Here is a 14,582-nt window from a genome sequence, read left to right as displayed (position 1 = left end):
CCATGAGTACGCAGGTACACGCCAATCTCACAGAGGCCCAGGTAGAACAGATTTCAGACGATCTCGGCGAGCCCGAGTGGCTGCTCGAGACGCGAAAGGACGCGCTCGCAGCGCTCGAGGATCTGGAGATGCCGGATGTCATCCGGACGCCGGGTCGCACCTGGACGAATCTGGACGCGCTCGAATATGAGTCGCTGGTCGACCCGCTCGACTACGCACAGGACAAGGACCGCGTCGACGCAGAGGGCGTCGAAGTGCTGTCCTGGAGCGAAGCGCTCGACGAGCACGCGGACCTCGTCGAGGACCACTTCGGCAGCGTCGTTGACCCGCAGCGAGACTACCTCACCGCGCTGTCGACGGCCCTGTTCTCGGCTGGGACAGTCGTCTACGTCCCTGAGGGCGTTGACGCCGAGGACGTGAAGATCCGGACGACGATGAACAGCCAGTCGCTGTTCAACTACACGCTCGTCCTCGCTGAGGAGTCCTCGTCAGTGACGATCCTCGAACGTCAGGGGACCGGCGAGACAACTGACGCTGATCAGTACTACTCCGGTATTGTCGAGGTCGTCGCCGAGGAGAACGCCTACGTCCAGTACGGCGCGCTCCAGAACCTCTCAGAGGAGACCTACAACTTCCAGGTCAAGCGCGGCCACGCCGACACCTACGCCACGGTCAACTGGATCGACGGCAACATCGGCTCCCGCCTGACCAAGTCCAACGTCGAAACCCGACTCTTGGGTGACTCCTCCGAATCACAGATTCTGGGTGCGTTCTTCGGCCACGAGGACCAGCACTTCGACATCGCGTCGCGTGTCTGGCACGAGGCCGAGCACACCATCGCCGATCTCGTCACCCGCGGCGTCCTCGACAACGACGCCCGCTCGGTGTACGAAGGCGTTCAGGATGTCGGACGCGAAGCTTGGGACACGTCGTCGTACCAGCGTGAGAACACGCTCATGCTCTCCGACGACTCCGAGGCCGACGCGTCGCCGAAGCTCATCATCAACAACCACGACACCGAGGCCTCCCACTCCGCAACGGTCGGGCAGGTCGACGCAGAGGACATGTTCTACATGACCTCCCGCGGTGTCGACCCGGAGCGAGCGAAGAACATGCTCGTCGAAGGGTTCTATGTCCCGGTACTCGAAGAAGTGCAGGTCGACGAACTCCGCGAGGACCTCGACCAGCTGATCTACGAGCGGCTTCGTGAGTGAGCGGTAACGCACGAACAACGGCTTGGGAGTGTCCACTTTCCCGCCGTCTCCAAGAGTAATCGTCTGCTTCTCCCACCCCGTTGGAGCCATTCTCCGACGGTATTCTCGTGAGTGAGCAGATACTCGTGGTGACAGACAATCCGCTTTTAGGCCGCAGACCTGCATCACTGACAATTCGGCAGTCGCTGACAGTGTTGAGATGGACAGGCAGTAGCCGGGAAGGGGAACGGTGGCCGTGACTGAGTCGGATACGCCGGCTCGGCGACAGGGAACCGCTTAAGTCCGGGCCTCCCCGAACTACGTGTATGACCGCAGCACAGCGCCGAGTGGGGGTGTTGCCGTGAGTCTCACACAGCCGGTGGCGTCCGACCATCAGCTCGCCCGGCTGCTACAGATTGGCATCGTCCTCGAAGAGGTCGTCGAGGCACGGTCGGCCAAGCACGCCGAGGAAACGAGCGGTGAGCACGAGCAGGCGGTACTCGACCTCCTCGAACACGCTGAGACGGAGTCAGCTGAGCACCGCCGGCAACTGGAGTCGCTCATCGACGACCTCGAAGCGGACACTGTCCCGTTCGAAGAAATCGAGATGCTGGTCGAGGCCCAGTACGAAGCCGACAAGGACTTTGATGGCGTGCTGTATGACCAGCTTTGTAACGAGGAGACGGCGTACAAGTTCTACGACGACCTCATCGAAGCAATCGAGGCATCGGACGTGACATTCACCATCGACCGCGAGCGGTTGCTTGCTGTGCTATCGGATATCCGCGAGGACGAGGCGGCGGGTGTCGAAGACGTGACTGACCTGATGGAGGACTATCAATGAACACGCAGGCCCAGTATCTGAAAGCGATCTATCTCACGCAGCAACAAGAAGACGGTCCAGCATCCACTGGCGACGTGGCTGATATGCTTGATGTCAGCCCGGCGAGTGCCAACGAGATGATCGGCAAACTCGAAAACCGGGGGCTGCTGAACCACGAGAAGTACAAAGGTGTCGATCTCACTGATGACGGTATCGCACAGGCTCGTGAGGCGCTCCAGAACTACTGTATCATCGAGCGGTTCCTCATCGAAGTGCTCGAGGTCGAAGAGTTCCGAGCCGAGGCAAAGCAACTGGAGGGCGTCATCGACGAAACAGTCGCTGATCGCCTCGATACGATCATCGACCGTAAACCACAGTGTCCCGACTGTTTCGACCCCGAGGGTGATGTCTGTGGCCTCCTCGAAGTAGAGGCCGAAGTCACCAGCGATTGACCGCTCGCTCTCGAAGCGTTCAAGTGCGTTCCGTCGATTATTCCGAATACAGTGAGTGCAGTCCCGTGGTGTAGTGGCCAATCATAAGGGCCTTTGGAGCCCTTGACGGCGGTTCGAATCCGCCCGGGACTATTCTACCGCAAACAACTCGCGAGCAGCAGATATCCCGGCGGTTGAACCCAAAGGACGAGCAGATTCGAGTCCTCATGCTTCGAATCTGCCCGAAGTATCTGATGACAGAGCACGAACAGCGGCTGCATTTCTTCGGGGGAGCAACGATAGCAGTGGGTAGTGGACAGACACGTCCCAGCCAAGGTCACAAACTGTAGCGCCCTCGCATGAATAGCCCAACGAGTGTCCCAAATTCTGACACCGAGCTGTATCTTTATGATGTTCCGTGCCAACTAGTGGCATATGAAAATCAGGGAGGCAGTGCCGTCGGACCGGCCGGCTATCCGTGACGTGGCGCGTCGCTCGTTAGAGGCGTCGTACTCGCTGGGACCGAAGGCGATTACAAGCGCTATCGAGGAGTGGTACGACGAAGATCGTATCAACGAAATACTCAGTGAAGAGAGTAATCGGTTGATTCTCGTCGGCGAACAGGACGGGCAGGTGGTCGGCCTCTCAGAGAGCGTTCTGTCGGGCGACAGTATCGGGACGATTCTCTGGTTGCACGTCGACCCGGCATACCGCGACGAGGGGATCGGGTCAGCGCTGTTCGATGAGACCCACCGGGAACTCCATGACCGCGGCGCTGAGACACTCCAGGGGCGCGTGCTGGCCGACAACGTCGAAGGCAACAACTTCTACGAGGACCGCGGTTTCGAACGCGCTGGCACGGGTGAAGTCGACATCGCTGGACGGACCTACGTCGAGAACCTCTACACCGATGCAGACGAACTCGGTCGTGAGCGGATAACTGGCGATGGTCGGACAGTCTATGTCGATCATAACAACCACGAGTCCGGGTCGATGGCGCCGTTCCACGTGGTCCACGTCACAGAGGAAGGCAGCGATCGCTATGGCTACTTCTGCAGTAACTGCGAGACGCTGGCGAACGCGATGGACTCAATGGGCCGCATCGAATGTGACAACTGCGGGAACGTTCGCAAGCCGATGCGCTGGGACGCCGCCTACCTGTAATCACGGCGGCGACTGTCCCCCCGGGCGCTGTGACGATTCCTGTCTATTCGCGGGGAGCAGTATCAGCTTGTAGTACAGTCCGAACAGACACAGGGCGATACCGACGCCGACGAGCACGTCAGTCACCGCGTGTTCGCTGATCGCGTGGGTCACGATCGACACGTCGCCGACGGGCATGTGAAGTAGCTGGAGAGGCATATGTGTCGATTTATCTATTAGCTGTAAAAAGCCAGACTAATGTTCCCAGCCGCTGAGAACCAGTCGCGACTGTCGCCCAACAGCGGTCCTACTGACACGGAATCGGGGACAGTGAGGGTGGCTGTCCGCCGCTCAGACAACTGCTCCGAAGACCGGTTTTGTGACACTGTTTGCATCCAGAAATGCCAGGTGTGGCAGCCGTTCTCCCTGTCGTAACGCTAAAGAGTCGAACGTACGTCTATATGTGTAAGATGAATATCGAAATCCGTCTCCGGAGGTGGTGCTGTGGGCGTCGAGATTAGGGAGTCACCTGTCTCAGCCGACGCGTTCGAGGAAATGAAGGAATTCGTCCACGACTATCTCGCGGCGAGTGTCGAAAACGAAGAAGAGGGCGGCCGTATGCGTTGGTACCCGTGGCACTCCGCGGAGTACCGCTTCAACCACATCCTCAACGTCGTCGACATCGCGACAAAAATCGCCCGCAAGGAGGGGGCGAACGTGGACGTGACTCGCGTGGCAGCGCTGTTTCACGACATCGCAAAACTGGAAGCCGAGCAAGACCTCCATGCGGAAGCCGGCGCTCGGATCGCACGCGAGTATCTGCGGGCACACGGTGACTACCCCGAATCGTTTATCGAACAGGTCTGCTCCGCCGTTGAGGTCCATTCGTACCAGGGGCCGCTGGACGACCTGCCCCTAGAAGTACAGTGTCTCATTGAGGCGGATATCCTGGATAAGGTCGGCGCGAACGGGACCGCCCTGATGCTGTTGCGTATGGGCTATGAGTCCCGGACGCACATGGACGCAGCCGAGATGGTCGACCGTGTCATCGAACGCGGTGAGGACGCACGCGAACGCGTCGAGAGCGACACAGCAGAGTCTATCGTCCACCAGCGACTCAAGCGGACCCGCTGGTTCCAAGAGTGGCTGACGATGGAAGTCGCGGATATGGCTGTCGAAGACGATCTTGACGACGTGGCGACCGGGATGGGCGACTCATAGCGCTCGTAGCAGGAACAGGACGCCAGTCCCGGCGAGAACAGCGGCGCTGACCCACGCGATCAGCGGTGCGAGCCGTTCGATACGCGTTCTCGCAGCAACAATCGCTGCCGGAAACCCCGTAATCCAGAGGCCGATACCGCCGAAAAACCCACCTAATAGCACCGGATGACCGGTTTGTATCGTTAGCGTGTCAGTCCCGACCGCAGGCACGTACGACGACACGTCGACCACACCGGGTTCGAGGAGGCCGATGCCGACGGTGAGCCAGAAGATGACCTGATAGGGATTTGTCAGCGCCAAGACGAGGGCCTTGCGAAAGCCACGGCTATCCCCAGCCGTGACTGACGAGTCCCCCTCGGTAACGACTGTATTGGCTTCCTGAACTGCGCCGTAGGCAAACCAGAGCATCAGGAGCCCGCCGGCACCGACCATCACGCGTTGAACGCCCGGCGTCTCGGTGATGACTGTGGCGGCACCGAGCACGGCGAGCACGAGGAAACAGGCGTCAGCGGTCATCGCGCCGAGACCGGCGAAGAAGCCGGCCCGCCAGCCCCGCAAGGCGCTTTCCTCGGCGATAACGGCGTTCATCGGGCCTGGCGGCGCAGCTAGTGCGAGGCCGAACAGGACCCCACCGAGGGCTGTCGGGACGAGCGAGAGCGCGCCGAGCTGGAGCAGGCCGAATGAGTGATGCATCTATGGTCAGTAAAAACAGAGAGAAAATCCTACAGACTTACAGCTTGCCGGCCTTCTGGAGCTTCATCAGGTCCTCGGTGTCGAGGGTTTCGCCTTCCTTGAACTTCTGATAAATCTCCTCGGCTTCCTCGCGAGCGGCTTCCTGCTTCTCCTCGCGCTGGGAGCGCTCCTGCTCTTCTTCCTTCTTGTCGAGTTCGCGGAGGCGCTTCTGGACGCGGACGAAGTCTTCGTGATGCTGGTCGGCCGCTTCCTGGGCATCGACGAATTCTTCGTGCTTCTCGTCGGCCTCGTCACGGATCTCGTCGGCCTCGCGGTAGGCCTCGATCATCTCGTTGTGGTGCTTCTGGGCCTCGTCGGCCAGTTCCGTGACCTTCTGGTGGTGCTTTGAGGCTTCCGAGCGGACCTCTTCCGCTTCCTCTTTGAGCTCTTCGAGGTCGCCGCCCTGATCGAGCTTCTCCTGTTTCTCCTGGAGCTTTTCGCGCTTGGTCTCGATCTTCTCGATGAGCTCCTTTTCGTCTTCCGAGGAGAGCACCTCGGTCTGTTGCTTGAATTCGAGGTCTTCGATTTCCTCTTTGAGTTGTTCGACTGACGTCCCCTCGTCGAGTTCGAGGTCGTTTTTCAGGTTGTCGACCTTGTCGAACAGCTCGTTCGCTTCCGCATTGAGCTCGTTACGCTGGTCTTTGTGTTCCTGGACCTGCTCGTTGAGCTCGTCGCGCTTCTCGCGGTGTTCTTGGGCTTCGTCGACCTTCTCGCGAGTCTTCGCGTTCAGGTCGTCGCGGGCAGAGGCCCGCTCGGATGCCATCTGGTTCAGCTCGTTTCGTCGGTCACGAAGCTGGCCGGCGAGTTTGATAAGCTCGCCTTTCGATTTGTTTTCAAGATCCTCTTCTGTTACTGTAACGTTCTTTGATTCGTCTATCGAGTCTGCCATTGTTGAATCCTCTATGCCATCACCGCTTCAGCACAGACAGTCGGCCCACTACTGAGGGGCTGACACCAATAACAAGGGTTCCCTCTCATGTTGGGCTGAAAGCGATACTGCCTGAACGCGGAAGCGTTCTGGTGTCTACAAATAGAGGTGGATATTGTTTAAACATTCCGGTGCATTGAATACCGCGTCAACCTCTCACACGCCATATTTCAGGGGTGAGACGGTCGCTATCGCACCGATTTTCCATGGTATATCACGCACCTGTATTACTCGCTAATACGGTACTCGTTTTTCACGACAGTCTGGCCGTCGGTGGCGGCAAGCGTCACATCGTCATCGGCTGAAAGAATGAGTGTGTCGACGGTGACGCGGGCAAACGGGCCGACCGTGTGTTCGGCCTGTTCGCGGTTTCCGTTGCAGTCCCATTCGACGGTGAGGTCCGCTTTTTCTGGACGGTCGTGGAGGACAACAATATCTTGCTCGCCGGGCGCTGCATTCGAGAGCACCACCTGCGTGGGCTCGTAGCTGTCGGCGAGAACACTGAATGCCTCCTTCTCGGTCCCGTCAGCGGCGAGCAGACCCATGCCGGCGTCACCGACATCTCGGAGGCTATCAACGATGACGAGCGGTGCGTTGCGTCGCCGGAGCGTCTCAGCAACCCCGCGGACGACACTGGCCTGATACGCCTGTGATGCTTCAACTCCACCGTCAACGTGGCGGTCGTGGCAGGCGCTATCGAATCCGGGACTATCGCCTGGGTCCGGCGTTCCCAGCGCACCGGCGCCAAAGCCGGCAACGACATCGCTGACGTTGAATCTGGAATAGAGCCATGGGAGGTCTGCTGCATCGCCGTACCGCCACCCCGGGTACAACGTGACCGCATCGGGGTCGATTCCGGGCGGGCCGACGACCGGGAACGTCGGGACGGAGTCGACAGCCGACGACACCGACTCGGCGTCCGTGCTGTCGTAGCCGGTACGCCAAGAACGCCACCGGAAGCGAAGCCTGTCGAGGAACCCGGAGCCCAGTCCGTCAGCGTACGGAGTCACTGGCTCGTCGTGAACACTGACCGCCGCGAAACTGGGATGCTGTGCGTAGGTCGCATTGAGCCGAGCCGCGAGGGCAGTGCCCCGCTCAGTGTCGAACGGCTCGGGGCCTGACAACGGGAGGTCCTGCCAGAGCAGGACGCCGTGGTCGTCACAGGTCCGGGCCACTTCGGGCGGCGTCCCCTGCGCCCGTACCCGAACCAGATTTGCATTGGCGTCGACGGCCCGCTCGACGTCCTCAGCGGTCGGGTCCAGCAGCGTCACGCCGCGAACCGGCACATCTTCGCCGTTGACCCGCAGGCCACCGTCGTACGAAACGGTACGGAGTCCCGTCGTCACCGAGTGCTCGTCGTCGCCGAGTTTTGCCCTGAGCACGTAGCGGGACTGTTCACCGCGGTCGTGGGGCCACCACAGCGACGGATCGCGCACGTCCATCGTGTAGGCCACCGTCGTCGTCTCCTCGTCGGTCGAGACGCGGGCCCGGTCCATCATCCCGCCGCCACGAACGTCACCCTCCGGCCGAAGCGAGAGCGTAATCCGGTCGTCAAGTGGCTCGTCAGTCAGGATGGTCGCCGACACGTCCACCGACGCGTCGGTTACGTCCGCTTCCGACAGCTGTGGTTGGACCGAGAGTTCGCTCACACATGGGTCCGGTCGGGTTTCAAGGGTCGCGTCCCACCAAACGCCCGGGACACAGCGTTCCGGCGGAAGCTGGTCAGTCGCGTGCAAACCGCCGAAGCGGTCCTCGGGCGCGCGACACTCCACGACGATCCGGTACTCCTCGCTTTCGGGGAGTCGGACCCGAAGCGGCTCGAAGTAGGCGTCGTGGCTGGTGAGCAACTCATCGTTGCACCACACGCGTGTGTGCGCGTACGTTCCGCTCAGTACAAGCAGGGCGTGTGCGTCGCTCTCGTCCCGCGGGTCCGAGAACGTCGTTTCGTAGGCCACGGCCTCGGCACCGGCGAACTGTTCGGGCCGGCCAGGCACCGATACCGGTTTCCACGCCTCCGGGGACGGCATCTCGTCGTCCGGCGCAACCGCCGCGCCGCGCCACTCCAGCGACATACCTTGTGGCCCGTTCCGTGGCGGCATATCCTTTGCCCCACGCCTTCACTTTCACTTTCACTCCGGGGATGGCTCGCTTTGACATAGGTAGCCACCTACTATCCAGATATGATCACCGAACTGCACGAGGCGACGACACCGACTTGCGAGGCCCAGCACTGTGAGCGCTCGCTTGGGGAGCCAGCGCTGGTGTTTGAGACCGAGGCCGGCCACCGCGAAGCCCACGAATGCGCCTGCGGTGCGGTGACGGTTACCGTCGTCCGGTCGGAGTCGTCCCGCTGAAGTACGCCCGGCAGTGACCGGGAAGTATGACACTTGTGGAGGTGGTCCGAGCACAGGGCCACGAGAACGTCTCCGGCGAACACGCAAGCACGCTGGAAGTAACGAGCGACGACTTTCTGACACCTGCAGGTGACTGCATCCTCGCTATCGAGGCTGACCGCGTCCCCAGTGACTTCGACAGCGAGTTCGTAACGGCCTGTCAGGCTGCCGACGCGACGATTACAGCGACTATCGAAGTTGGCGAGCAGACCGTTACTGTGACGGGGACCGGTCACCCCGACCTGTCCTTCGAGAACGACCGTAGCCACGTCCTGCGGACGAGCGACTACGTCGATGACCGGACCGTGATGGTCAACGCCGACGCCGCGGCCGGCGACGTGGACCGGGACCTCGTCGACGCGCTCGCTGACGGCAGTGAAGCGACGCTGACGCTGTCCGTCGAGCCCAGTAACGAGTAAGCGGCGTCTTCTCTGTCGGCGGTCGCACCGCTGTTCGGTTTCGCCGAAAGAAAACAGGTTAGAGCGCCTGTACCGCTATCTCGCTTAACTCGACGAAATAACGTCGTCGATACGGACGATCATCGTCGCCGCCTCGGTGGCGGAGCCGACGGCTTCGCGCTTGACAGCGGCAGGGTCGATGATGCCGTACTCGACGGGGTCATCGACAATGCCGGTCTGGCCTTCGCTGATGACGCCAGCGATGCCCTCGCTCTCGTGTTCTGCACGGAGGTCGACGAGCGCATCGATAGCGTCGAGGCCCGTGTTCTCCGCGAGGGTGCGGGGCAGCACATCGACGGCGTCGGCGAACGCTTCGACGGCGAGCTGCTTGCGGCCCTCGATGGACGCCGCTTCGGAGCGGATGTGGTCGGCGATGGCGATTTCCGTCGCGCCTGCGCCGGGAACCACACCGCCGGCATCGAGCGCGGCGATGACGGTGTCGAGCGCGTCGTTGAGCGCGCGTTCGAGTTCGTCGACGACGTGTTCGGTGGAGCCGCGAGCGATGACCGTGACGGACTCGGCGGTCGCGCCGCCGGTGATGAACGTCATGTCGTCGTCGCCCTGCTTCTCGACGTTGACGCTGTCGGCGTGGCCGAGCGCGTCCTCGTCAAGGGATTCGAGCGAGCCGACGCGCTTTGCGCCGGTAGCCTCGACGATGTCCTTGGCGGTCGAGGAGCTGATGCTCTCGGCCACGAAGACGCCTTCCTTGGCGAGCTGGGAGGCGACGCGGTCGGCAACATCCTCGGTGACGAACGCGACGTCAGCGCCGCTTTCGAGGACATCTTCGGCGTAGCCCTGCAGTTCGCCCTCTTCAGCGTCGAGCGCGGCGTTGAGCTGGTCGACGCTGGAGACATTGTACTCAGCGTCGATGTTGCTCTCGCGGACGTCGAGCTCGGTGTCGATGACCGCGATGGACGCGTCCTCGACCGAGGTCGGCATGTTGTCGTGGACGGCTGTCTCGTCGACGATGACGCCCTCAACGAGCTTGGTTGCGGAGGAAGCCGCACCCGTCTGGGTGTGGACTTCGATGTTGTCCCGGCGGACGCCGTTGTCGCTCTTGGCGTGACGGACGGCGTCGACGACGACTTCAGCGAGTTCCCCGGCCTCGACGTCACCGGTGCCCTTACCGGTCATCGAGGATTCGGCGACTTCGACGAGCGTCTCGTCGTCGAGGTCGACATCGAGGACGAGCTCGTTGATCGCGTCCTGTGCGAGTTCGGCCGCGGCGGAGTACCCTTCGACGATTGTTGTCGGGTGGACATCGTCGTCAAGCAGGTCCTCACCTTTCGTCAGCAGTTCCCCGGCCAGCACGGACGCTGTCGTCGTTCCGTCGCCCACTTCGTCCTCCTGTGTCTGGGCGACCTCGACGATCATCTGGGCCGCGGGGTGTTCGATGTCCATCTCGGAGAGGATGGTCGCCCCGTCGTTAGTGATGACCACATCACCATCGTCGGAGACGAGCATCTTGTCCATGCCGCGGGGACCGAGCGTGGTCCGTACGGACTCGCTTACGGCCTTTCCGGCGGAGATGTTCGATGACTGTGCGTCCTTCCCGTGTGTGCGCTGGGCGTCCTCATCAAGGATGAAAAGAGGCTGGCCGCCCATGCGTCGCTGGCCAGATGACATATGTGTTGAACCTCACTTAAGACAAGGCAAGCGGTTCTATATAAATCTTTCTAACACTGCGGACAGCTTGTCGGGTGACAGCGCCGTGCTGTCCCCGTAATCCAGGCCCGACCTGCACACCTTTTAGCATGGGGGTATACAGACCGTATAGTAGATGTTGGAGTTGGAGCACGGGTTTCGGGTCGTTGACGTGCATGCACAGCTGGAGCCCGACGAGCATCGCCGGCCCCGAGACGGCATGGGTGACCCGGAGCAACTGGAGCGGGAGATGCACCAGGCCGGTGTCGTCCGCTCCGTCGTCTTTCCTGGTGAGCGGGACGGTTCGTATCTGAAAGCGAACAACGCTGTCGCCCGGATGACCGTCGAACGACCGATGGTCGCCTTCGCCAGAGTCAACGGTGCTCGGGACCCGGGGACCGGCCCCGGTTCGACGCTTCGCAACCTCGCAAGTAGTCGCACGGAGGCACACACCTCGCCTGCTGATATCGAACAGTACGCATACGACGACCGGTTCTACGGCTTCAAGCTCCATCCGCCGACCGACGGGCTGCCAGACGAGGACGTGCTCGCAGAGCTAGAGTCGGTGTCGCTGCCCGTCATCGTTCACGGCGGCGACAGGTTCCAACCCGAAGCCGTCGCCGAGTCGCTGTTAGCGTACGACTTTCCGGTTATCCTCTCGCACTTCGGCGCGCACCCGCTCCGGAAGGACCTGATGGAACGGGCCATCGACCTGCTGGAGGTCCATGACAATCTGTATCTCGACACCAGCGCGGTCCGCTACCGAGGGCCGATGGAACGGGCAGTTTTAGAACATCCCGACCGCGTCCTCTTCGGGAGCGGCGTCCCCGGCGTCCACCCGAACGTGGCTGTGATGGAGATTCTGACACTGGACGTCCCCGAAGACGCGATGCGGAAGGTGTTCTCGAACAATCCAAACCGCGTCATCGAGGCGCTGGCCCCCTAACTATCGGCACTCCTGCCTCAGTCGAACGGTTGCGGCCAGTATCGGTTACCGCCAACCCTAGCTACCGCCAGTCGTACACGGTCACCGCGCGGTTCGTGCGCGCGGAGCGACCGTTCGGATTCCGGCGAGCCGTCCGGTCGGTCACGCGTGCCCGGAACCCGTCGACGACCCCGGAGCCGACGCCACCGAACACGTCCTGCCCAGTGCCGAGCCACTGCGACGGCGTCGTCTCCCCGCGCACGACATCGACCAGCGCGTCCTTCGCATCACCGACCGCGTGACTGAGGATTCGCCGCACTACGGTCGGCCGGACGTTGTAGTTCTTCACCAGCCGGTAGGCGAGCGAGCGGTACTTCCAGTTCCAGTCGGTCTCTGCGATGCCGCCATCAGCCTCAAACTCGCGGCTGGCACACATTTCCGTGCTCCAGTCGACGCCGTACTCACCGGCAGCCATGCGGTGTGCGAAGTCCCGGGCGCTGCCGACGTTCAGGTACTCGTCGAACCCGTCGAGCGCTTCCACCACCTCGGCATCAAACGCGACGTTGCCGGGATTAAAGTACGTCACGTCGCGGCCGGCTATCGTCCGCGTCTCCTCCGTTTCGGTCGTCATCCCGGCCCACAGTTGCTGGTGTGTCGGCCCGGTGATAGCCTGTGCGGCCCCCGAAAGCCCGTTTTTCACGGCGTCAGCCCAGCCAGACTCGACTGAGAGTGATTGATGAACGAGCGCGATAACGTCCCCTGTGGCTCGGTCGATCCCGGCGTTGCGGGCGACCGTCACCGAGCGATCGGCGATTTCGACGAGAATAGAGATGTCGTCCCGATCGCGGACCATACCCGTTGTCCCGTCGGCTGACGGGCCATTGACGACAATCACTTCGGCATCGGGGACCTGCTCGGTAAGTGCGTCCAGACAGCCGGTCAGCTCCTCCCGGCCGTTTAACGTCGGGACCACTACCGAGATATCCATACCTCTGGATAGGACGGCGAAGGCGCTTAAAAGTCGCGGGAGACGGACGGCAACCTTTTGCCAGCGAGAGAGTACCGCCGTCGACGGCGCTTCGCGCCGTCTACCTGTGGCGTCTCTGACGCCACGCTGTTCACGGCGGGCGTGAATCGCGTAAGCTCCGGTGAGAACCATTGTGTCACTGCTGGTCTTGAGTCTCCCACGAGCTGATTGAGTTTTACTTTCACCGTGGTTGGCTGATGTTCAAGTTCCAAGAAGACATATTGGAAATGGTTGATGAAGCGCACCAACACGTTCGCTGTGCGACCTCTCTCCGATGATGGAGAGCAACTGCTACGGGACCTGTTGGATGCCTCCGCCGCTCTCTGGAACGAAGTCAACTACCAGCGTCTCATGCGGTACAACGACGAAGACGGTTTCGAGGACGAGGGTGCATGGGACGCCGATACTGGCCGACTCGAAGGCAAATACAAAGGCGTGCTTGGTGCGTCCACCGCCCAACAGGTAATACGCAAAAACAGCGAAACGTGGCGCGGGTTCTTCAAACTGAAAGACCAGTACCACGATGAGTCAAACACGTCGGTCACGGAACACCCGGAACCGCCGGGCTTCCGTGGTCTTGGAAATCGAAGATTTCCAATGGTCGGCGAATCGAAGATTCGCCTCGACAACGAAGATGATGGGCGTGTTCTCAAAGGTGTTATTCGCAACGATGCATACACCGTCGAGTGGGGCGACCGTTCTCGACTTGAGATACTGGTTGGGAGTGAGTTGAAAGACCGATACGATCACACTGGTCGGCTCCGGCTGGAGATCGCTGGCAACCCGAACTGGCCCGACTACGACAACCATGGCCGGTTGGATTTGTGGTACGACGAGACTGATTGCACCTTCCGAGCTTCGCAGCCCGTGACTGTTTCTGACGACGCACGGGACACTCCACTGGCCGACGAAACGGCCGCTCTGGATATTGGTGCGAACAACCTCGTTGCCTGTACTACAACGACCGGCGAGCAACACCTGTACGAAGGTCGTAAGCTATTCCAGCGGTTCCGTGAGACGACGCAAGAAATCGCCCGGATGCAGTCGAAACTCTGTAGGGGTCGATACAGTAGCAAGCGTATCCGGCGGCTGTACCGCAAGCGAACCCGTCGCCGCGACCACGCTCAAGAAGCACTGTGTCGTGACCTTTTGGATCGACTGTACGCCGAGGGCGTGAACACGGTGTATATCGGTGGCTTGACCGACGTACTGGACACGCACTGGTCGGTCGAGACGAACGCCAAGACCCACAACTTCTGGTCGTTCAAGAAGTTTACCGAACGACTGGTCTGTACCGCCGAGGAATACGGCATCTCTGTTGAGGTCCGGTCAGAGGCGTGGACAAGTCAGGAGTGCCCGCAGTGCGGTTCAACAGACCGAACGATGCGGCATCAGGACGCGCTCACCTGTCCGTGTGGGTTTGAGGGCCACGCCGACCTCACGGCGTCGGAGACGTTCTTAGAGCGGCACACAGAACAAGCAGTCAGGCCGATGGCACGGCCCGTGCGGTTCGAGTGGGACGACCACAACTGGTCGGAGTTGCCACGCTCTCCCGCGAGGGATAGTCCCAAAGAACAGCGCACAGACCCGAGTACCGTCCACTGCGACGGGAATGTTGCCTCTGGCGAGTGTTAGACCGACTGAGGCTCTCACGGAGGAAACCC

The 14,582-nt window shown here is 61.3% G+C and carries 15 protein-coding genes and 1 tRNA gene; 10 read left to right on the top strand and 6 right to left on the bottom strand.

Annotation, left to right across the window (positions count from 1 at the left end; all coding sequences use genetic code 11):
- The first annotated feature begins 2 nt into the window (after positions 1-2).
- From sufD to RBH20_RS11145, 5 genes are all read left to right on the top strand, one after another.
- Positions 3-1,214, top strand: a complete 1,212-nt coding sequence (sufD, locus tag RBH20_RS11165) for a Fe-S cluster assembly protein SufD (RefSeq protein WP_306708533.1) — start codon at positions 3-5, stop codon at positions 1,212-1,214.
- Between the two features lie 340 nt (positions 1,215-1,554).
- A complete protein-coding gene (locus RBH20_RS11160) occupies positions 1,555-2,037 on the top strand; it encodes a ferritin-like domain-containing protein (protein ID WP_306708531.1) in 483 nt (160 codons plus the stop codon).
- On the top strand, positions 2,034-2,468 hold the full coding sequence (locus tag RBH20_RS11155) for a metal-dependent transcriptional regulator (protein ID WP_306708529.1): 435 nt from the start codon (positions 2,034-2,036) through the stop codon (positions 2,466-2,468). The genes RBH20_RS11160 and RBH20_RS11155 overlap by 4 nt, the downstream gene beginning before the upstream one ends.
- 59 nt (positions 2,469-2,527) lie before the next feature.
- Positions 2,528-2,600: transfer RNA gene (locus tag RBH20_RS11150), tRNA-Gln, on the top strand.
- Between the two features lie 282 nt (positions 2,601-2,882).
- A complete protein-coding gene (locus RBH20_RS11145; RefSeq protein ID WP_306708527.1) occupies positions 2,883-3,611 on the top strand; it encodes a GNAT family N-acetyltransferase in 729 nt (242 codons plus the stop codon).
- On the opposite strand, the gene RBH20_RS11140 is transcribed toward RBH20_RS11145, so the two are convergent.
- Positions 3,612-3,809 carry a hypothetical protein gene (locus RBH20_RS11140; RefSeq protein ID WP_306708525.1) on the bottom strand — a complete coding sequence of 66 codons (198 nt, stop codon included), beginning with the start codon at positions 3,807-3,809 and terminating at the stop codon, positions 3,612-3,614.
- Between the two features lie 285 nt (positions 3,810-4,094).
- On the opposite strand from RBH20_RS11140, the gene RBH20_RS11135 reads away from it, so the two are divergent.
- Positions 4,095-4,811, top strand: coding sequence for an HD domain-containing protein (locus RBH20_RS11135; protein ID WP_306708522.1), 717 nt, complete (start codon positions 4,095-4,097; stop codon positions 4,809-4,811).
- Here the strand turns inward: RBH20_RS11135 and RBH20_RS11130 are convergent.
- From RBH20_RS11130 to RBH20_RS11120, 3 genes are all read right to left on the bottom strand, one after another.
- The gene (locus RBH20_RS11130) at positions 4,806-5,504 is read right to left on the bottom strand and encodes a LysE family translocator (RefSeq protein WP_306708520.1); all 699 of its coding nucleotides are present in this window, start codon (positions 5,502-5,504) and stop codon (positions 4,806-4,808) included. The two genes, RBH20_RS11135 and RBH20_RS11130, sit on opposite strands and share 6 nt — an antisense overlap.
- A 37-nt stretch (positions 5,505-5,541) precedes the next feature.
- On the bottom strand, positions 5,542-6,432 hold the full coding sequence (locus RBH20_RS11125; RefSeq protein WP_004957913.1) for a coiled-coil protein: 891 nt from the start codon (positions 6,430-6,432) through the stop codon (positions 5,542-5,544).
- Between the two features lie 266 nt (positions 6,433-6,698).
- Complete coding sequence (locus tag RBH20_RS11120) at positions 6,699-8,543, bottom strand: hydrolase (protein ID WP_306708518.1); 1,845 nt, start codon at positions 8,541-8,543, stop codon at positions 6,699-6,701.
- A gap of 108 nt (positions 8,544-8,651) precedes the next feature.
- Between RBH20_RS11120 and RBH20_RS11115 the strand changes: the two genes are divergently transcribed.
- Both RBH20_RS11115 and RBH20_RS11110 read left to right on the top strand, forming a co-directional pair.
- Complete coding sequence (locus tag RBH20_RS11115) at positions 8,652-8,825, top strand: hypothetical protein (RefSeq protein ID WP_306708516.1); 174 nt, start codon at positions 8,652-8,654, stop codon at positions 8,823-8,825.
- A gap of 26 nt (positions 8,826-8,851) precedes the next feature.
- Positions 8,852-9,283 carry a DUF371 domain-containing protein gene (locus RBH20_RS11110; RefSeq protein WP_306708513.1) on the top strand — a complete coding sequence of 144 codons (432 nt, stop codon included), beginning with the start codon at positions 8,852-8,854 and terminating at the stop codon, positions 9,281-9,283.
- Between the two features lie 84 nt (positions 9,284-9,367).
- Here RBH20_RS11110 and thsA read toward each other — a convergent pair whose 3' ends face one another.
- The gene (thsA, locus tag RBH20_RS11105; protein WP_306710432.1) at positions 9,368-10,927 is read right to left on the bottom strand and encodes a thermosome subunit alpha; all 1,560 of its coding nucleotides are present in this window, start codon (positions 10,925-10,927) and stop codon (positions 9,368-9,370) included.
- Positions 10,928-11,102: 175 nt separating this feature from the next.
- Here thsA and RBH20_RS11100 point away from each other — a divergent pair, with 175 nt between their 5' ends.
- On the top strand, positions 11,103-11,912 hold the full coding sequence (locus RBH20_RS11100) for an amidohydrolase family protein (RefSeq protein ID WP_306708511.1): 810 nt from the start codon (positions 11,103-11,105) through the stop codon (positions 11,910-11,912).
- A gap of 61 nt (positions 11,913-11,973) precedes the next feature.
- Here RBH20_RS11100 and RBH20_RS11095 read toward each other — a convergent pair whose 3' ends face one another.
- Positions 11,974-12,879 carry a glycosyltransferase family 2 protein gene (locus RBH20_RS11095; RefSeq protein WP_306708509.1) on the bottom strand — a complete coding sequence of 302 codons (906 nt, stop codon included), beginning with the start codon at positions 12,877-12,879 and terminating at the stop codon, positions 11,974-11,976.
- Between the two features lie 273 nt (positions 12,880-13,152).
- Between RBH20_RS11095 and RBH20_RS11090 the strand changes: the two genes are divergently transcribed.
- Entirely contained in the window at positions 13,153-14,553 is a 1,401-nt protein-coding gene (locus tag RBH20_RS11090; RefSeq protein WP_306708507.1) for a transposase, read from the top strand.
- Positions 14,554-14,582 lie beyond the last annotated feature (29 nt).

This window comes from Haloarcula sp. H-GB4 (assembly GCF_030848575.1).
Taxonomy (GTDB): Archaea; Halobacteriota; Halobacteria; order Halobacteriales; family Haloarculaceae; genus Haloarcula.
The sequence above is the reverse complement of the archived record's forward strand: the minus strand, read 5'-3'. Positions and strand labels throughout refer to the sequence as shown.